The organism is Caballeronia sp. HLA56 (genome assembly GCF_054655155.1).
This window is the reverse complement of sequence record NZ_BAAHOB010000001.1, coordinates 307365-324762: the sequence shown is the minus strand read 5'-3', so window position 1 is coordinate 324762 and position 17398 is coordinate 307365. Positions and strand designations below refer to the sequence as shown.

Annotated in this window: 18 protein-coding genes; 10 read left to right on the top strand and 8 right to left on the bottom strand. The window is 61.9% G+C overall.

Going from position 1 to position 17398, the window contains the following annotated elements; translation table 11 throughout:
- Window positions 1–334: 334 nt before the first annotated feature.
- Window positions 335–1714 (top strand): MFS transporter, encoded by a 1380-nt coding sequence (locus ACYQ47_RS01565; RefSeq protein WP_244828654.1) that lies wholly within the window; start codon window positions 335–337, stop codon window positions 1712–1714.
- Between the two features lie 56 nt (window positions 1715–1770).
- Here the strand turns inward: ACYQ47_RS01565 and ACYQ47_RS01560 are convergent, their stop codons facing one another.
- On the bottom strand, window positions 1771–2406 hold the full coding sequence (locus ACYQ47_RS01560; RefSeq protein ID WP_310392916.1) for a TetR/AcrR family transcriptional regulator: 636 nt from the start codon (window positions 2404–2406) through the stop codon (window positions 1771–1773).
- Between the two features lie 150 nt (window positions 2407–2556).
- Between ACYQ47_RS01560 and ACYQ47_RS01555 the strand changes: the two genes are divergently transcribed.
- The 4 genes from ACYQ47_RS01555 to folE all read left to right on the top strand — a co-directional run bounded on the left by ACYQ47_RS01555 (window position 2557) and on the right by folE (window position 4464).
- Complete coding sequence (locus tag ACYQ47_RS01555) at window positions 2557–2979, top strand: YybH family protein (protein ID WP_459904278.1); 423 nt, start codon at window positions 2557–2559, stop codon at window positions 2977–2979.
- 37 nt (window positions 2980–3016) lie between these two features.
- Entirely contained in the window at window positions 3017–3472 is a 456-nt protein-coding gene (locus tag ACYQ47_RS01550) for a VOC family protein (protein WP_244828659.1), read from the top strand.
- 49 nt (window positions 3473–3521) lie between these two features.
- Window positions 3522–3740, top strand: coding sequence for a hypothetical protein (locus ACYQ47_RS01545; RefSeq protein WP_459904277.1), 219 nt, complete (start codon window positions 3522–3524; stop codon window positions 3738–3740).
- Window positions 3741–3813: 73 nt separating this feature from the next.
- Window positions 3814–4464 (top strand): GTP cyclohydrolase I FolE, encoded by a 651-nt coding sequence (folE, locus tag ACYQ47_RS01540; protein WP_244828667.1) that lies wholly within the window; start codon window positions 3814–3816, stop codon window positions 4462–4464.
- 5 nt (window positions 4465–4469) lie between these two features.
- On the opposite strand, the gene epsC is transcribed toward folE, so the two are convergent.
- Complete coding sequence (gene epsC, locus ACYQ47_RS01535; protein ID WP_250466620.1) at window positions 4470–5450, bottom strand: serine O-acetyltransferase EpsC; 981 nt, start codon at window positions 5448–5450, stop codon at window positions 4470–4472.
- Between the two features lie 97 nt (window positions 5451–5547).
- Window positions 5548–5781 carry a hypothetical protein gene (locus ACYQ47_RS01530; protein ID WP_244828671.1) on the bottom strand — a complete coding sequence of 78 codons (234 nt, stop codon included), beginning with the start codon at window positions 5779–5781 and terminating at the stop codon, window positions 5548–5550.
- A gap of 280 nt (window positions 5782–6061) precedes the next feature.
- Between ACYQ47_RS01530 and ACYQ47_RS01525 the strand changes: the two genes are divergently transcribed.
- Window positions 6062–6673 (top strand): DUF3005 domain-containing protein, encoded by a 612-nt coding sequence (locus ACYQ47_RS01525; RefSeq protein WP_459904276.1) that lies wholly within the window; start codon window positions 6062–6064, stop codon window positions 6671–6673.
- Window positions 6674–6734: 61 nt separating this feature from the next.
- Here ACYQ47_RS01525 and ACYQ47_RS01520 read toward each other — a convergent pair whose 3' ends face one another.
- Window positions 6735–6887 (bottom strand): hypothetical protein, encoded by a 153-nt coding sequence (locus tag ACYQ47_RS01520; protein ID WP_459904275.1) that lies wholly within the window; start codon window positions 6885–6887, stop codon window positions 6735–6737.
- A 185-nt stretch (window positions 6888–7072) separates the two neighbouring features.
- Here ACYQ47_RS01520 and ACYQ47_RS01515 point away from each other — a divergent pair, with 185 nt between their 5' ends.
- Window positions 7073–7531, top strand: coding sequence for a hypothetical protein (locus ACYQ47_RS01515; protein ID WP_459904274.1), 459 nt, complete (start codon window positions 7073–7075; stop codon window positions 7529–7531).
- Window positions 7532–7629: 98 nt separating this feature from the next.
- On the opposite strand, the gene ACYQ47_RS01510 is transcribed toward ACYQ47_RS01515, so the two are convergent.
- The 3 genes from ACYQ47_RS01510 to ACYQ47_RS01500 form a co-directional block, all read right to left on the bottom strand.
- Entirely contained in the window at window positions 7630–8568 is a 939-nt protein-coding gene (locus ACYQ47_RS01510) for an SMP-30/gluconolactonase/LRE family protein (protein WP_250526949.1), read from the bottom strand.
- A gap of 32 nt (window positions 8569–8600) precedes the next feature.
- Complete coding sequence (locus ACYQ47_RS01505) at window positions 8601–10187, bottom strand: aldehyde dehydrogenase (NADP(+)) (protein WP_459904273.1); 1587 nt, start codon at window positions 10185–10187, stop codon at window positions 8601–8603.
- 297 nt (window positions 10188–10484) lie between these two features.
- The gene (locus ACYQ47_RS01500) at window positions 10485–12068 is read right to left on the bottom strand and encodes an MFS transporter (protein WP_459904271.1); all 1584 of its coding nucleotides are present in this window, start codon (window positions 12066–12068) and stop codon (window positions 10485–10487) included.
- Between the two features lie 211 nt (window positions 12069–12279).
- On the opposite strand from ACYQ47_RS01500, the gene ACYQ47_RS01495 reads away from it, so the two are divergent.
- From ACYQ47_RS01495 to ACYQ47_RS01485, 3 genes are all read left to right on the top strand, one after another.
- The gene (locus tag ACYQ47_RS01495; RefSeq protein ID WP_459904270.1) at window positions 12280–12750 is read left to right on the top strand and encodes a universal stress protein; all 471 of its coding nucleotides are present in this window, start codon (window positions 12280–12282) and stop codon (window positions 12748–12750) included.
- Between the two features lie 101 nt (window positions 12751–12851).
- Entirely contained in the window at window positions 12852–13562 is a 711-nt protein-coding gene (locus tag ACYQ47_RS01490) for a helix-turn-helix domain-containing protein (RefSeq protein ID WP_244828680.1), read from the top strand.
- Between the two features lie 136 nt (window positions 13563–13698).
- A complete protein-coding gene (locus ACYQ47_RS01485) occupies window positions 13699–14997 on the top strand; it encodes an SUMF1/EgtB/PvdO family nonheme iron enzyme (protein WP_459904269.1) in 1299 nt (432 codons plus the stop codon).
- Between the two features lie 81 nt (window positions 14998–15078).
- Here ACYQ47_RS01485 and ACYQ47_RS01480 read toward each other — a convergent pair whose 3' ends face one another.
- Window positions 15079–17286 carry a TonB-dependent receptor gene (locus tag ACYQ47_RS01480; RefSeq protein ID WP_309960906.1) on the bottom strand — a complete coding sequence of 736 codons (2208 nt, stop codon included), beginning with the start codon at window positions 17284–17286 and terminating at the stop codon, window positions 15079–15081.
- Window positions 17287–17398: the final 112 nt, after the last annotated feature.

The window sequence follows — 17398 nt, the reverse complement described above, 5'->3', positions numbered from 1 at the left end:
CCAATCCCAAAGCGCTATCAACTGATACCGTTATTGGCGTGCTCTCAGAGGTATCGCTCGATCGATTCAATCCGGGAATCAGGTAATAGCAATAAAAGATTGGACGCCCAAAATCACCACCCCGACAATGGGTTCACCGGCAGGAACACCATAAAAAAGCCTTGCATACAGATCGGAGACACAGCTTGAAAACACGCCGCTTCTTTTCCCCTTCTGCATCGCATTCCACCCAGTCGGTCCATCTCGGCGGCAACGCGCGCTGAAATTCATCTGTTGCAGCATCGCGCGGAAAAGGCGTCGAAGCGCTGAAGCCGTATGAACCGGAGGAAGACGAATGAACAATGCTGACAGCGTCGCGGGCGCGGCGAAAGCAGAACCGATCGCGGAGAAGCGAACCAGCCATCGCTGGGTAGTGATGGGCCTGATCTTCTGCATCTGGGCCATCGCGTGCGCGGACCGCGCCAACTTCGGCTTCGCTTTGCCGTATCTCAAGAAGGAATATCACATCTCCAATTCGGAGGCGGGGATGATCGTCAGTCTCTTTTCCTTCGCTTACGGTTTCGTGCAGATTCCGGTTGGCCTGCTCTACAAACGGCTCAGTGAACGCACCACGGGCATTCTGTTTTCCGTCTTCATGCTGCTGACATCGGTCTTCACGGGCTTGATGGGAACGACGTCCTCGGTATTGCTTCTGATGACGTATCGCGTGGGTCTGGGGCTGTCGGAAGGGCCGCTCGGCATTGGCTGCACGAACGTCATCAACCGCTGGTTCCCGACGCGCGAAAAAGGCACGGCAGCAGGACTCTGGATCGCCGCATCGAAGCTCGGACCGTTGATCGTGCCTTCGGTGTGCATCATCGTGATCCAGCTTTGGGGCTGGCGCGAAATCTTTTATGTGTTCGCCATTCCGGGCATTCTCTTTGCCGTCGCATGGATGTTTCTCGTCACAAATTCGCCGAGCGAAAACCGCTTCTGCTCGCCTGCGGAACGCCGCTATATTCTCGATGAATCCGCCACCGATGGCTCGACCGGCAAGCTCGTGCGCCGTGGCGAAATGGAGCCCATGCCCTGGCTCGACGGCATCAATCGCACGAAGCGCGTGGCGCCGCTGGAAACGGTCGGGCAAGTGTTCCGCTCGTGGAATATCTTTGGCATTGCGCTGGGCTATGGCTGCATGATCGGCATCAGCAACATCTTCATCTCGTGGATCCCCACGTATCTCGTCACCGTGAAGGGTTTTGCCTCGGTGAAGATGGGCTTTCTCGCTTCGGCGCCGTTCATCGGCGCGGTGGCGGGCAACATGCTCGGCGGCCTGATCTCCGACCGTCTGCTCGGCGGCCGCCGCAAGCCGATGATGATGCTCGGCGCGCTCGGCACCATGCTCATGATGTTCGCGCTCATCGACGCGCCGGACAGCGTGGTCTATCTCGGCGCGGCGTTGATTCTCTCGGGCCTCATGCTCGGCATCGGCTTCGCGGGATACTCGGCGTATCCCATGGGACTTGCAAGCAAGGCGACGTATCCGACTGCATTCGGTATCGTCAATTCGCTCGGGCAGATAGGCGGCGCGTGCGCACCGCTCGCGGTGGGCTTCCTGCTCGACAGCTATAGCTGGACCAGTGTGTTCCTTTACATGCTCGGGACGTCGCTGCTCTGTTTGCTGCTGTTGTTCAGCGTGGTCGAGCCTGCGTCCGGAAAGATAGAACGAGTGTAACCAGCGTTCGCTTCTGCCAAGGGCCGCGATTGTCTCGCGGCCTTTTTTCATGGCGATTACAAACCGTTCTCCACCATCGTGAGCAAGCGCTCGGCAAGCGGTTCGATGGCTTTGCCGGGCAATCCCTGCAACGGCCCTTCGATCAGCAAGAGCGCGAAGCCATGCACCGCGCTCCACGCGAGATACTCGGCTTCTGGCCGGCTTGACGGATCGAGCGCGCCGGCATCCACCATCTCATCGAGGGCGCGGCTCAACAACTGAAAGGGATCGAGCCCGCCCGGCCCCACGCCATACGAGGCTTCATGCTCGCCCCACTCGGTTGGCGGCGCGGTGAACGCGGTGCGAAAGAGACCCGTCTCGGTCCGCGCGAAACGCAGATAACCCACGCCGACCGCGCGTAGCCCCGCCTTCGCGGCATCGGCACGCTTGCGCTTTTTCGGCCGCGCGGCGAGTTCTTCCTCCATTGCTTGCGCGACCGCCGATAACGCCGCGGAACGCACGGCCGTCAACAACTCCTGTCTACTTCCGAAGTGACGATACGCGGCGTTCGGCACCACGCCCGCGCGCCGCGTGACTTCGCGCAGCACGATGGCGTCCGGCCCGCCGTCGCGTGCGAGCGCAATGCCGGCATCGATCATTGCGCGGCGCAAATCGCCATGTCGATACGTGCTGCGCGGCTTGGCTTTTGTCATTTTTATAAGCGAGGCTTTACCTATGTGGACACTGTCCATTATCTCTGCTATTTTTTGTGGACGGTGTACACAAACAAAAATATCGCCTGAAACAAAGGCTGTGTCGTTGCATTGTCACGACTCAGGTTCAACGTCATCGAGGAGAAGGTCATGGTCGTCAAGAACGAACGTGCGCAAGATGAAGCACGCATCCGTGAACTCACGGAATCGTGGCGTCAGGCCGTGCTTGCAAAAGACGCTGCTGCGCTGGTGACTCATTACGCGGCGGATGTCGTCGTGTTCGATGTCGTGCCGCCCGCATCCTTCAAAGGCGTCGAGCTGTATCGCGAGCATTGGCAGCGCTGGTTCGACAGCATCAGCGGCCCGCTCGTGTTCGAGGTGCGCGATCTGCACGTGGCGGTGAGCGGCGATCTCGCCTTCGCGCATGCGGTGAATCGCGTGGCCGCGGGTGGGCGCGACGACATCGTGCGTGCAACCGTGTGCTTCAGAAGAATCGACGGCGACTGGCGCGTTGTGCACGAACACGCGTCGGTGCCATTGACAATGGACATGGACCCCGACGAGTCCCGGTAATTCACCTGGCAACTCACGCATTACTCAAGGAGCAGACATGCAAGTGCAACCCTATTTGTTCTTCGAAGGCCGCTGCGAAGAAGCGATCACGTTTTATCGCGAGAGTCTCGGCGCACAAGTGCTGATGATGATGCGCTTTCGCGACAACCCTGACGCCGGCAAATCCGGGAGCGGCAACGAGGCCGCGAGCGGTTGCGGCATGCCGCCAGGATCGGAAGACAAGGTCATGCATGTGGCCTTCACCGTGGGCCAGTCCATGCTGATGGCGTCCGACGGCATGTGCAGCGGCAAGCCGAATTTCCAGGGCGTGTCGCTGTCCATTTCTACGGAGGACGAGCAGGAAGCCGAAAAGTTCTTCCACGCACTATCGGACGGCGGACAGGTGCAGATGCCGCTCACGCAGACGTTCTTCGCCAAGCGCTTCGGCATGGTGCAGGACAAGTTCGGCGTGTCGTGGATGGTGGTTGGCGGCGCGGAAAACAAACCCGCCTAGGTATAGCTCTTGCGCGCTTCTGGTCGTAACTTAATCGAGGAGAAGCGCCATGATCAATGCAGGCAGCAACAATTACGCGGGACGTTCGCAAGAGGAGCGCATCGAGCAGCGCAAGGGCGAGAAGCAGCCCGCGCAGGAGCAACCGGGCGGCCATCTGGCCGAACCGGGCACCGAGCCTGACAAAGACAACAGTAGCGGCACGCTCACCGAAGACGGCAAGCAAGTCTGGCGGACGGGCTCAGGCATCGACGGTGGAGGAAAGACCTGACCCCTGATAGGGTCCGAAAACATGGAACAATACAGGGGTGCTATCCGCACTTTCGATGTGAAAGGAGCTAATAATGAGCGCCCCGCGCAAAACCCATTTTTCCGATTCGGACATCCACGCTAAACCGGCCGATCGTCCGTCCCGCGAGGAAGCCGAAGCCGCCGTGCGCGTTCTCTTGCGCTGGGCGGGCGACGATCCGCGTCGCGAAGGCCTGCTCGACACCCCGGCGCGTGTCGTGCGGTCGTATGAAGAGTTCTTCGCCGGCTATCAGCAAGACCCGCATGAAATCCTTGCCCGCACTTTTTCCGAAGTGCAGGGCTACGACGAGATGATCGTCCTGAAGGACATCCGCTTCGAGAGCTATTGCGAGCATCACATGGTGCCGATCATCGGGCGGGCGCACGTCGCGTATCTGCCCCGAGAACGCGTGGTTGGCATTTCCAAGCTCGCGCGTCTGGTCGACGCCTTCGCCAAGCGCCTTCAGATTCAAGAGAAGATGACCGCGCAGATTGCCGATACGCTCAACGAAGTGCTGCAACCGCTCGGTGTCGGCGTGATTCTGGAAGCCGCGCATCAATGCATGTCGACGCGCGGCGTGCACAAGGCGGGCGTGTCGATGGTTACGTCGCGCATGCTTGGCTCGTTCCGCGACGACCCATCGACGCGGCGTGAGTTCTTGTCTATCGTCGGCACTCAAAGTGTGTTCAACGTCTCGAACACTTAGAGTTATCAGGCGCCGTAACCGTTGCCCGGTGAATCGGCGCCGCTGCCTTCGCGGATCTTGCCCTGCGAAACGCTGCTGCCCGGCGGCACGCTGTGCGTGAGCCAAACGTTGCCGCCGATTACCGAGCCCTTGCCGATGACCACGCGCCCGAGAATGGTCGCGCCCGCGTAGATCACGACATCGTCCTCGACAACCGGATGCCGCGCGTTGCCTTTCACGAGCACGCCGTCGCTGCTGGAGGGAAAGCTCTTTGCGCCCAGCGTCACGGCCTGATACACGCGCACATGCCGGCCGATCACGGCCGTTTCGCCGATCACCACGCCCGTGCCGTGATCGATGAAGAAGCTCGGCCCGATGGTCGCGCCCGGATGAATGTCGATACCCGTCAGCGAATGCGCGATCTCATTGATGAAGCGCGCGAGCAGCGGCACGCCCAACCGATGCAACGCATGCGCGAGCCGGTGATGCGTCATCGCCCAGATGCCGGGATAGCACAGCAGAATCTCGGTGATGTGCTGCGCGGCGGGGTCGCCCGTGAAGGCAGCCTGAATGTCGCTGACGAGCAGCGCGCGAATCTCCGGCAACTGCGAACCGAACTCGCGCGCAATGGCGAACGCTTGCGCCGTGACCTCCGCTTCGCCCGTCTCACGATGCTCGGGCAAGAAGCGCAGCGCGCGGCGAATCTGCTCATGCAAGAGACGCAGGGTGGTTTCCAGCGTCTGGCCGACATAGTAGTCGACGCTTTCATCGGTCAGATCGGGCGCGCCGTAGTGCGTGGGAAAGAGCGCGGAGCGCAGGCCGTTGACGATCCTCACGATCGCCTCGCGCGAAGGCAACTCACGTATGCCAAGCGGATGCCGCGTGCGATGCAGTTCCTCGCGCGATTGGCGTAAGTCAGCGACGATGCGCGATAAACCCCATTCGTGGGGCGCGTGAGTGGAAGAATCGGATGGCGCTGCCTGCTCGGGTAAGGACTTGTTCTGCATGTCTTCTGGGCTGGCGTTCGGAGGCCGCGCAGCGGCGGCGGATGAACACTAAGCGTAAACGGTTTTGCGCAAGCGTGCTGCGTGTCCGGCCCGCGGATTAGACTGTAACGTGACTTGCGTCAATCCATCGGACGGCCCAATCGCGGCCGTGCGCGATGGCTTCCCCCTCGTTGCGAAATCGCAAGTCCGCGGGGAAGAAACGGTTCGCAACGAGCTCGCCGTCGCTGGACCGCGAGATCACGACGTACGGCTGATAATTGCCATCCCCCGTCCTGGCTGGCGCACAGTTGAGTAGATAGCCTCGATGTGAAAAGGCTGCATCTTGTTGCATGAGTCACCTGTGTGAAGTGCCCTGCTCGTTCGTATGACTTGCTCAACCAGCAGCCGTATTGGACGCGCCCTCCTTGTTGCTCGCGTCCCGCATTCGCGCTTTGCTGCCAGCAGGTTCCAAATAATACTTGCAGGAAATCCGCTTGGCATTGAAAAAAAAGCCTTAAAAATTCGATGACGATTGAGTGTCCCGCCTGCAAGGGCTGGAGTTCCGTCGCCAAATTTCCGGAACGAGTCTTGCGTGAGGGAAAACGGTTTAGCTAGTTCCCAAGGAGCAGGAAATGAATAACGCCGAATCCAATGAGTCGCAAGACAAGCAAGCGGATCGCGCCGCCGACAGCCCGATCAAGACGCCGAGCGCAGAGACTGCGCGCGTGAACATGAGCGATGCGAAGAAGGCCGAGTCCGGCCGCGAGGCGCATGCAGGCGCGGGCGCGAAGCAGGAAAGCGCGGGCCAGGCCGACCGCAATATCGGACCGCTCGGCACGCCGGAATCGCGGCCGCGCGGCATCGACGTCGCCAACGACGAGACCCTCGACGACACCGTCGATGCCGATGGCAAGAACATCCAGGCGAAGCGCTATGAGCAGATGCAGGCCACCGATCCGGATGCCGTCATCAATTCGAACGCGACGCATGCCAACCATGTCGCCGAACAAGGCGACGGCTTTGGCGGATTCGACAGCCGGCCGGGTCGCAACGGGATATTGCTGGCGCTAGATCGCGGTTATCGCGTGATCGACCGCGGGATGGTGCCGCCAAGCATTCGCGCCGTCGAGGAAAATCAGGTTTATGTAAGCCGCGACGCGCATGGCAACACCTTGCGTGGCCGTAAGCATTACGCCCTGAATCACATGCGGCCTTCGCGGCTTTTCGAAATCGACAAGTCGTAACGTAGCGCGACGCCACGCTGTCGTGAAGCCACTAAAAGCCACGCGCGAAGCGTGGCTTTTTTCATGTCTTCTGATCTTTCTCTTCATCCGGCTCGATACGCGTGACGCCGCCGGTTGCTGGCGGGTCGCTTGCCGGGAAAGTATCTTCCACGGCTTTGTCGACGTCTTCCTCGTCGCGCTCGGAGTGAGGATTTTGCTCTTTCTGGTTGCTCATGTTCGGCTCCTGTCGTGGTGAAAGCTGATGTTCAGCGAGCAACGCGTGTTCCTCCGACGAACGTCAAACGCTCAGGCACGCCGTATGCTCATGTCATGCAACGAAAAAACGCCTGAGAACAGGCATGAGAACGACAGCGCGGATAACGCGTTAATCGACTGAAGCGCGACCAAGGGGAAGAACAAATGGCCACGATCGAAGCCTACGAAAGCTACGCGAGCGACACCGCCGCATCCGTCCCAACTGACCACACGCGTCCTCCTGAGCCGCGCACGGCGGCCGGACAGCGCTTCAGATCCGCGCTCGTGTGCCTTGGCGCGGCGTACGCGCTGTCATGGGCCGAGCTTGCGCTAGCTATCGCGATTGGATTTCCCGGCGATGCGTCGAGTCATCCGCTCGCTGCATCTATTGTCTCGCGCTTGCTTGTCGGCTTGCTCTATCTGTGCGTCGCCGCGCGGCTGCAGTGGGCGCGCTGGATGACTGTCGCGCTCGGCTTCGTGTCCGTCATGTTCGTGGCGCCGACCATCGCCCTGCAATGGCATGCGTTGCCGACCGGCGCGGTCATTTGCGGTGCGGCACTGGTGTGCAAGCTCGCGGCATCGCTCTATCTCGTCTCGCGGATGCCGCTGCGCGCTACAGCCTGAATTGCACAGGCCCTGCGCTCGATGCCGGAACCCGTTCAGGTTTCAAGTAAGCATCGGTTTGAACGCGCCGCGCTCACACACGGCGCATTCTGAATGGCTTAACCGCCTTTTGCGCCCTGCGTATTCACATAAAGCGCGTACAGGCCATGACTTGCCGCCATGAACAGCCGGTTGCGATGCCTTCCCCCAAAACACACGTTCGCGCACCGCTCCGGCAAATCGATATGTCCGATCGCCTCGCCTTGCGGCGTGAAGACGCGCACGCCGTCGAGTTCCGCGTCGCCCATACCCCAGCCACACCACAGATTGCCGTGGATATCCACGCGAAAACCATCCGGCGTACCGCGTGCGGCGTCGATGACGAGGCGCGGTTCGCCTAGCTTCCGGCCGTCGTCGAGCACATCGAACGCGTAAATCGTGCGTGGCGACGAACGCGATTCGACGACATACAGCACCGACTCATCGGGCGAAAAAGCCAGCCCGTTCGGCCCGATGAAGCCATCGAACACAAGCGTGACCTCGCCGCTTTGGCCGTCGACGCGATACACCGCGGGCTTCAATTGCGCCGTCTGCTTTTCGCCTTCGTAATAGCCGTCGATGCCGAAAGGCGGATCGCTGAACCAGATCGAGCCGTCCGACTTCACGACCACATCGTTCGGCGAATTGAGCGGCTTGCCCTGGTATTGATCCGCGAGCACGGTGATCGAACCGTCGTACTCGGTGCGCGTCACGCGCCGGGTGAGATGCTCGCACGTGACGAGCCGCCCTTCGCGATCGCGCGTGTTGCCGTTGGCATTATTCGACGGCTTGCGGAATTCGCCGACCTGCCCGCTTTCTTCGTCCCAGCGCAGGATGCGGTTGTTCGGAATGTCGCTCCACAGCAGATAGCGGCCATCGCCGAACCAGACCGGGCCTTCCGACCATCGCGCGCCCTGATACAGACATTCCACCGACGCCGATGCCAGCCTCAACGCATTGAAGCGCGGGTCCAGCACGCGGACGGCAGGGTCGGGATAGCGGCGCTCGTTGCTTGTCATGCTTGGGGTCTCCTCGGTTCGGCTCAAGTGGATCAATTCGGTCCCAGCTCGCCATCGCGCAGGCGCCAGAGATTGAGCGGGTTGTCATCGGCAAGCGATTCGGGCAAGAGCGCTGCCGGCAAGTCCTGATAGCAGACCGGCCGCAGGAATCGTTCGATTGCCATCGCGCCGACCGAAGTCGCACGGCTGTCGGAAGTCGCCGGGTACGGGCCGCCGTGCACCATCGCATACGACACCTCGACGCCGGTCGGAAAGCCGTTCGCCAAAATGCGGCCCACTTTGCGTTCGAGCACGGGCATGAGCCGGCGCGCGAGATCGATGTCGTCGTTGTCCATCAGCAAGGTCGCGGTCAACTGGCCTTCCAGACGACGCGCGACGTCGATCATCTCGTCCTCGCCCTGACACACGACGATGATCGACGTGGGCCCGAAAATTTCGTCGGCGAGCTGCGGCACGGTCAAGAACTGCTCCGCCGTCACGCGATACAGCGCCGGCAACGCGCCGCCCTTGCCAGCTGCGCCACCTTCCTGCTTGCCCGTTGCAATGCGTTCCGCTCCCGTCGCGTCGCGTTCCTTCACGCCGTTCGCGTAGGCGTCGGCGATGCCCGCGGTCAGCATTGTCTGCGTGTCCTTCTTTTCGAGCGCGGCCGCCGCGTGATCGATGAAATCGTCGAGATCGGAATCCGCCAGCGCGATCACAAGGCCGGGATTCGTACAAAACTGGCCGACGCCCAATGTCACCGAATCGATATAGCCCGAAGCGAGCGTATCGCCGCGCTTGGCGAGCGCGCCCGGCAAAGCGAAGACCGGATTCACGCTGCTCATTTCGGCGAAAACGGGAATCGGCTCGGGGCGCTTCGCCGCGATGTTCACGAGCGCGAGGCCGCCGCGGCGCGAGCCCGTGAAACCAACCGATTTGATCGCGGGATGCGCCACCAGCGCCTCGCCGATGGCATTGCCCGCGCCGACCACCAGCGAGAACACGCCTTCGGGCAGGCCACTGTCGGCAACGGCTTTCTGGATCGCGCGTGCCACGAGTTCGGACGTGCCGAGATGAGCCGGATGCGACTTGACGACGACAGGACAGCCCGCCGCGAGCGCCGACGCCGTGTCGCCGCCCGCGACCGAGAACGCCAGCGGAAAATTGCTAGCGCCGAACACGGCAACCGGACCGACCGGAATCTTTTGCAAACGCAGATCGGAGCGCGGCAACGGCTTTCTGTCGGGTTGGGCGGAATCGAGCGTGGCGGCAAGCCATCGGCCTTCACGCACGAGCGACGCGAAGAGCCGCAGTTGTCCGACCGTGCGCGCGCGTTCGCCTTCGATTCGCGCCTTCGGCAACGCGGATTCCGCGTGCGCACGGTCGATCAGCGTATCGCCGAGCGCGATGATGTTGTCCGCGATCGCTTCGAGAAACTGCGCGCGGGTTTCCAGCGGCGCGAGACGATACGCGTCGAATGCGGCATCCGCGAGTTCGCAGGCACGCGCGACTTCGGCGTCGCCGCCACCGCCGAAGACGGGTTCGAGTTCGATGTCGCGTGCGGGATCGAAGGCGCGCAGCGTGGCGTCGGTGCCTCTTACCGCCGATGCGCCGATCAGCATTTCGCCGGTGATCTTCATGTCAGCTCCTTGTATCGATGAGGCCGGATGCGCCTTCTTTCATTAAATCCGAGGGCGCGCGGCAATGAACGTGTCGACGAACGGGCGCAGTAAGCGTGCCGCGTGCGGCGCTGCGCGTCTTGATTTAAGTGACCGGCGACGCGAGGGAAGCGTTCCGCGAATGCATGAGCGACGCGTGTCGTAGCTGCGGTGATCGCGTCGAAAAGCTAGCACACTGGCGCCAGAAAGGTACCAAACCGTGGAAGGCGCAGCCGATCGTACTAAAGCGCGGCAGCCGTTCAGCCTGACCGCCGCGCCTTACGCCGCGTCTTTCGCCGAAGCCCCAGCCCGCCGAAAAGTGATATGCGAAATCCGCCGCACGAGCAACGCCGCCACCAGCGCGGCCACTGCGGTCAACATCACGCCGATGTGAATGGACTGCACGAGCGCGTCGCGGGCGGCATCGAAGAGCGCGGGAGCATCGAGCCCGGCCGTGCGCAGTTCGGACAGCAATGTGTCGCGCAACGCTTCATCGACGAGAATGCGCGGGTCGATAAAACGCGGCCGCCACTGCGACGCCGCGCTCGTACCCAGAACGCTGATCGTGCGTGAAACCACGCTCGCGTAATGATGCGCGACGATCGTCCCGACGATACTCGTTCCGAGCATGCCGCCGACCATGCGTGTGGACTGCAAGAGCGCCGTTGTGATGCCGAAACGCTCGCGCCCCGCGATCTCCTGCCCGAAGATGTTCATGTTGTTGAGCACGAAGCCCAAACCAATGCCGACCGCGCCCATCGGCAGCTCGATATACAAATAGGGCGTCGTTTCCTGCGCGAAGGCAAGCGCCACCGACGCCAGCATCAGCAGCGTGAAGCCGATGGTGAGGATCATCGTCGGCTTGCTCAAATGAATGACGATACGCGTGTTGATGAAGCTGCCAAGCGCAATGCACGCGGCAATCGGCGTGGCGAGCAACCCCGCCTCCTGCGGCGAAAGGCCGAAGCCGCCCTGCAGCAGAAGCGGCGCGAAGAAGATCAGCGAGAACATGACGAAGCCGGCGAGGAACGACAGCGTGAACAACGTGACGAGTTGTGGCTCACGAAAAATATCGAGCGGGATGATCGGATGCGTCGCGCGCCGCTCGCAAATCAGAAGCGCCGCCGCGCCCACGATCACCGCGCCGCCGAGCGCGAGATTGCCAGCCGACAGTCCGCCCTTCGGCAGTGCCTCGATCAACGCCTGGAAACCGCCGAGCACGAGCGCGACGAGCACGGCGCCGGGCCAGTCGATCTTCACGCCACCTTCACGCGGCCGATGCAGATTCGGCAAATGCGCCCAGATGAAGTACAGCGCCAGCGCGCCGACCGGCAAGTTCACGAGAAAGGTCGAGCGCCAGCCCCAGTGCTGACTCATCCAGCCGCCGAGCGACGGCCCCGCCGCCGTGCCTATGCCGTATGCCGCCGCCAGCACCACCTGCCAGCGCACGCGGGCACGCGGATCGGGGAAGAGATCGGGGATCGCGGCGAACGCGGTGCCGACCATCATGCCGCCGCCCACGCCCTGCAAGCCGCGCGCAAGCGCGAGAAACAGCATGTCCGGCGCGAGTCCGCACAGCACCGACGCCACGGTGAACGTGATCACCGCGGCGATCACGAAACGCTTGCGCCCGAAGTAATCGCCGAGACGTCCGAACACGGGCACCGTCACCACCGACGCCAGCAGATACGCGCTCGCGATCCACGCGTAATACTCGAAGCCGTGCAGTTCCGCGACGATAGACGGCAGCGCGGTGCTCACCACGGTCTGATCGAGCGCCACGAGCATGTTGACGAGTCCGATGCCGAGCATCGCGTAAAGCGCGGTTCTGAAGGCGAGTGCTGGCGGCTGGGTTTCGGTCATGCGGCGGGCTGGGAAAACGAGTCGGAGGAACGCCCATGGAATTTTTAAGCGGGCGCTGATGTCAGAAAGACGAATTGTACGGGTTAGCTTGCGGCAGATCGACTCAGCGCAAAATTAACCGCACGTCTTCGGACTACTCGCGCGCTATGCTGGAAGCGCCTTCTCGCCGTGCAATCCACGGTGAACATCGACCGGGAATGAGGAAAACGTCATGTTCAAACGCATTGTCGTCGCCATCGACGGAAGCCGGACTTCACAGCGCGCCTTCGAAATCGCGCTCGATCTCGCTGTCACGCATCAGGCCGTCGTGCAGCCGTATTACGTCGTCGAGAGCGGGGCCGTGTATTTCGACGTGCCCGGCTACGATCCGAGCCAGTTGCAGAAAACGCTGGCGGAGGAAGGCTCCAACCTTGCTCGACAGGCGGCGGACGCGCTCAGGCAACGCGGCATCGAAGGTCAGGTCGTGACCGTCGAGGCCACCGCGAGCGACGACATTGCGATGCTTATCACCAAGGCCGCCGTCGACTTCAACGCCGATGTGCTGATCATGGGCACGCACGGACGCAAAGGCTTTCAGCGCCTGCTTCTTGGCAGCGTTGCTGAGCGATGCCTGCGGCAAGCCACGCTGCCCGTTCTGCTGATTCCCTCGGCAGCCAGCGCGGAAGGCGACGAGAGCGCCTGACCATGGACTAGCGCAAACGGATGCGCGGCATTTTGTCGCCAGGGTTAACAATCCCGCGATGGGACAATGGTTTTTGTCATCCATCAACAAAAGCGGCCGCCATGTCCGACATTTTTCCCTCACGGCGCAATCTGGCTCAGTGCTCGACCTGCGCCATGCGCCATCTCTGCATGCCCGAAGGCCTGAACGCTCGTGACATCGCCAAGCTCGAACATGTGATCTCGGTTACGCGTTCGGTGCGGCGTGGCGAAGCGCTCTACCGTGCGGGCACTCCGTTCGATTCGCTGTTCGCGTTGCGCTCGGGGTCGATCAAGACCGTGGTCATCCGCGAAGGCGGACGCGAACAGGTCACGGGCCTCTTGCTGGCGGGCGACGCGCTCGGGCTCGACGGTATCGGCGAAGGCGAGCATGCCTGCGACGCAATCGCGCTCGAAGACAGTTCCGTGTGTGTCATTCCGTATGCGCTTTTCGAGCGCATGTGCCGCGAAACCGACACCCTGCAAAAGCGGATGCTTCGCATGCTCGGACAGGCTATCAATCGCGAGGCGGATCATGTCCTGCAACTCGGCCTGCTGCGCGCCGAAGAGCGCGTTGCACGCTTGCTGCTCGATCTATCCATGCGGCTCGCCAAGCGGGGGTATGCCACGGCGGAGTTCACGTTGCGCATGACGCGGGACGATATCGGCAGCTATCTCGGCATGACGCTTGAAACCGTGAGCCGCACGCTCTCGCGTTTCGACAAGCTCGGCCTCATCGAAGCGAAGGGCAAATCCATTCGCATCAACGATTTCGAACGCCTGCGCAGCATCTGACGCAAAGCCTTGCGCGGCGCGCCTTGCGCCGCGATTGTTAGACAAAACGCGCATAAACCGCGTGGATTTTTCAGTTGGCACGCGGTTCGCTACGCTTTAATCTTTCTGATTGGCCAAGCCACGGAGATTGGGCGACATGAATCGCGAACCTTCCCTGCGTCACCCGTTGCTCGACCGGCTCGCCGAGGCGCGTCGCGTGACCGACGAATTGTTCGATATCGTCAAGCCGGAGCATCTTTACGACCGGCCGATTGCCGAACGGCATCGCATCGTTTTCTACATCGGGCATCTCGAAGCCTTCGACCGTAATCTGCTCGACAAACGGCTCTTCGACCTGCCGGACTTCAATCCTGCCTACGACCAACTCTTTGCTTTCGGCATCGATCCGGTCGATGGCGGCTTGCCCACCGATCAGCCCGCCGACTGGCCCACGCTCGCCGAAGTGCGGGCGTATCGCGACCGCGTGCGCGCGGATATCGACGCGCAATTCGATCCGGTGACCATCGCCGCACGGCCGCTTTCCGCCGACGAATCGCCCGCGCAGTTGCTGGAGGTCGCAATCGAACATCGGCTGATGCACGCCGAAACGCTTGCCTACATGCTGCATCAATTGCCAGTCGATAGAAAAATCGCGCCGGCCAATGCGATTTCGCAGCGAAACTCCGAACGTGAACTTTCCCACGAGACGGTGAGCGTGCCGGCCGGAACGGCGACACTGGGGCTGACACGCGAAGGCGGCATGTTCGGTTGGGACAACGAGTTCGGCCAGGTTCGCGTGGACGTGCCTGCGTTCGAGATCGACCGCCACATGGTGACGAACGGCGACTATTTGCGCTTCATCGATGCCGGCGGCTATTGGAATCGTGCCTATTGGACCGATGCCGACTGGGCGTGGAAGGAGGAGCAACGCGTGGCGCATCCGGCGTTCTGGATTCCCGCCGAAAGCGACAGCTCCGATGGCTGGCGACTGCGCACGATGTTCGAGGAAATCGAGTTGCCGCTCGACTGGCCGGTGTACGTGAGTTATGCCGAGGCGAACGCCTATGCGCGCTGGGCCGGCAAGGCGCTGCCGAGCGAGGCGCAATGGCAGCGCGCGGCGGAAGGCGCGCCGCATGAAGTAGAAGGCAACTTCGACTTCCGGCGCTGGGATCCCTCACCCGTGCAGGCCTATCCGGAGAATCGCAGCGGCTTTGGCGTCGAAGGCCAGTTCGGCAATGGCTGGGAATGGACCTCGACGGTATTCGGGCCGCTCGAAGGCTTCGAGCCCTTCCCGTTCTATCTCGGCTATTCGGCTAATTTCTTCGACGGCAAGCACTTCATCATGAAGGGCGGCTCACCGCGTACCGCGGCATGCATGTTGAGACCGAGTTTTCGCAACTGGTTTCAAGGGCATTACCAGTACGTCTACGCCGGGTTTCGCTGCATAAGTGCCTGAACGCCTGATAGCCTGACGTGCATCGCGCAGACGAAAACGCCGCCGGTCCCATTGCGAACCGGCGGCGTTTTTACGTGAACATCAGAAGTCCGTCGTCACGGACAACAGCACCGTGCGCGGCGCGCCTTGCAGCAAATACCCGCCGCTCGTCGACGACCAATAAGACTTGTTCGCCACGTTGAGCACGCTTGCGCGGAAGGTCGTCGGACGGCCGAAAACCGCCGTCGAGTAGCGCGCGCCGAGGTCGAAGGTATCCCACGCCGGGATCGACAACGTGTTGTTCACGTTCAGATACTGCGAGCCCGTGTGGATCCAGCGCGCCGTTAGCGTGAGGCCGTTCAGCATCGGCACATCGTATTCCGCGTTCAGGTTGAACATCATGGTCGGCACGCCGATCGGCTTGTTGCCGTTGGTCACGGCCGTGCCCGTGTCCTGCTGCGTCGCGTTGATGTAAGTCGCGCCCGCGATCAAGCGCACGCCCTTTACCGGCTCGCCGTACACCGATGCCTCCACGCCGCGATGGCGCTCGTCACCGTCCGCGACGAAGAAGCCCGCGGTGTTGGTGTAGGTCATCGGCTTTTCGATCTGGAATAGCGCGAGCGATGCGCCGTACTTGCCGTTGTCGTACTTCGCGCCGACTTCGTATTGCTTCGACTTCTCGGGCGCGAGTTGCTGCCCGAAGTTGAGCGCGGTGTTGGGCGCCGTGTCGCCGATGGTCAGTGCTTCGCTGCGATTCGCGAACAGCGCCACGTTTTCCCACGGCTTCACGACCAGGCCGAAGACCGGCGTCGTGATCGACTGGTTATAGTTCGCCGTCTGCGCTCCGGTGTACGAGTAAGAATTCGACAGCAATTCCTGGTGCCGGGCGCCAATGGTGAAGAGCACGCGATCGTTCAGGAAGCCGAGCGTATCCGACACGGAAATGCTGCGCAGCAGATTCAGCGCGGTGGTCTGCGGATCTTGCAGATTGCCGCCCGTGAACGCGTTAGCCGGATAGCCGACTTGCGGCGTGTCATACAGACTCGTCGGGAACGAACCGGAAAGCGTGTAGGCCGACTGCGAATCCGTCCGTACGATCGACGCGCCCGCCGCCACGAAATGCGACACCGGTCCCGTGTTGAAATGACCGTGCACACCCGCTTCCGCCGACGTGTTGTCCTCCTGGTGCGGCACGCCGAGACGCGTGGCCGTCACGCCAGTCGCGCTCACCGTGGGCGACGAATACTCCCCGTGCTCGTTGGTGTGACGCGTGCCGCCCGTCACGTAAGCCGTCCAGCCAGGCAGAAAATCGTATTCCGCGCGCAGGATGCCGACGGTATCTTCGAGCGATGAATAGCTCCACGTCTGCGCATAGTTATACGTGGCCGAGGGCGGCTCGGGGATGTAATTCGCCGAGTCGTTGACGGTCGGCCGGCCGCCGTTCACGCGCTGGCGCTGATACAGAAAATCGCCGTAGAGACGCAGCTTTTCGCCGCGCCAGTCGAGCGACACGGCCGTCGTATTGTCGCGCCGATGTTCGCCGTCGATACTCGTCTCGCCGTCGTGATTCGCCTGGTTCACGCGGATACCGAACTGCCCTTCGCTGCCGAAACGGCGACCCACGTCGACATGCGCGCCGAAATCGCCCGAAGCGGTTTCCTCCACCGTCACGCGCGTAAGCGGCTTGTCGTCGGCGCGCTTCAATTGCAGATTTAAACCGCCGCCCACCGCCGAACCGCCCGGCGATGCGCCATTCAGAAACGCATTTGCGCCCTTGAAGACATCGACGCGTTCGAGCGCGTCGGTCGCGACGAGCTGGCGCGGCGTGATGCCATAGAGACCGTTGAGCGACACATCGTCGCCCTGCAACTGGAAGCCGCGAATGACGTAGGTCTCGGCGAAGTTGCCGAAGCCGTAAGACGTGCGCACGGACGGGTCGTTCATCAGCACGTCGCCGATAGTGCGCGCTTGTTGATCTTCGATCAGCTTGGACGTGTAAGTCGTCATGCTGAACGGCACGTCGAGCATCTTCTGCTGGCCGAGCACGCCAAAACTTGCGCCGCGCGCGACTTGGCCGCCTGCATAAGTCGGTTCGAGCGAACCGGGCAACGCTTCTTTCGATGCCTGAATCTTGACCGCAGGCAAAGTATTGGCGGTAGAAGCACTGTTATCGGTGCTGGATGGAGCGTCGGCAGTTTGAGCTTGGGCCGACACGGAAAACACGACGGCAATAGCGGCAACGATAGCGGCGCGATGAACAAGCGCCTTGGCAGGCAAGGCCTGCGCGGAATTCGAACGGAACACGGGCATGAATCGGAAGAACGTCGGTGATGGTCGATTACCGTCCCAGGGCAAGGGGAATCCGGGCGGGATTATTTTGGCGAACGCCGAAAGGCTCACGCACGTTCGGTCTGTTCTATTG

Coding starts and splice junctions, on each gene's coding strand:
- ACYQ47_RS01565 (WP_244828654.1), top strand. CDS start 335: ATGAACAATGCTGACAGCGTCGCGGGCGCGGCGAAAGCAGAACCGATC.
- ACYQ47_RS01560 (WP_310392916.1), bottom strand. CDS start 2,406: ATGACAAAAGCCAAGCCGCGCAGCACGTATCGACATGGCGATTTGCGC.
- ACYQ47_RS01555 (WP_459904278.1), top strand. CDS start 2,557: ATGGTCGTCAAGAACGAACGTGCGCAAGATGAAGCACGCATCCGTGAA.
- ACYQ47_RS01550 (WP_244828659.1), top strand. CDS start 3,017: ATGCAAGTGCAACCCTATTTGTTCTTCGAAGGCCGCTGCGAAGAAGCG.
- ACYQ47_RS01545 (WP_459904277.1), top strand. CDS start 3,522: ATGATCAATGCAGGCAGCAACAATTACGCGGGACGTTCGCAAGAGGAG.
- folE (WP_244828667.1), top strand. CDS start 3,814: ATGAGCGCCCCGCGCAAAACCCATTTTTCCGATTCGGACATCCACGCT.
- epsC (WP_250466620.1), bottom strand. CDS start 5,450: ATGCAGAACAAGTCCTTACCCGAGCAGGCAGCGCCATCCGATTCTTCC.
- ACYQ47_RS01530 (WP_244828671.1), bottom strand. CDS start 5,781: ATGCAACAAGATGCAGCCTTTTCACATCGAGGCTATCTACTCAACTGT.
- ACYQ47_RS01525 (WP_459904276.1), top strand. CDS start 6,062: ATGAATAACGCCGAATCCAATGAGTCGCAAGACAAGCAAGCGGATCGC.
- ACYQ47_RS01520 (WP_459904275.1), bottom strand. CDS start 6,887: ATGAGCAACCAGAAAGAGCAAAATCCTCACTCCGAGCGCGACGAGGAA.
- ACYQ47_RS01515 (WP_459904274.1), top strand. CDS start 7,073: ATGGCCACGATCGAAGCCTACGAAAGCTACGCGAGCGACACCGCCGCA.
- ACYQ47_RS01510 (WP_250526949.1), bottom strand. CDS start 8,568: ATGACAAGCAACGAGCGCCGCTATCCCGACCCTGCCGTCCGCGTGCTG.
- ACYQ47_RS01505 (WP_459904273.1), bottom strand. CDS start 10,187: ATGAAGATCACCGGCGAAATGCTGATCGGCGCATCGGCGGTAAGAGGC.
- ACYQ47_RS01500 (WP_459904271.1), bottom strand. CDS start 12,068: ATGACCGAAACCCAGCCGCCAGCACTCGCCTTCAGAACCGCGCTTTAC.
- ACYQ47_RS01495 (WP_459904270.1), top strand. CDS start 12,280: ATGTTCAAACGCATTGTCGTCGCCATCGACGGAAGCCGGACTTCACAG.
- ACYQ47_RS01490 (WP_244828680.1), top strand. CDS start 12,852: ATGTCCGACATTTTTCCCTCACGGCGCAATCTGGCTCAGTGCTCGACC.
- ACYQ47_RS01485 (WP_459904269.1), top strand. CDS start 13,699: ATGAATCGCGAACCTTCCCTGCGTCACCCGTTGCTCGACCGGCTCGCC.
- ACYQ47_RS01480 (WP_309960906.1), bottom strand. CDS start 17,286: ATGCCCGTGTTCCGTTCGAATTCCGCGCAGGCCTTGCCTGCCAAGGCG.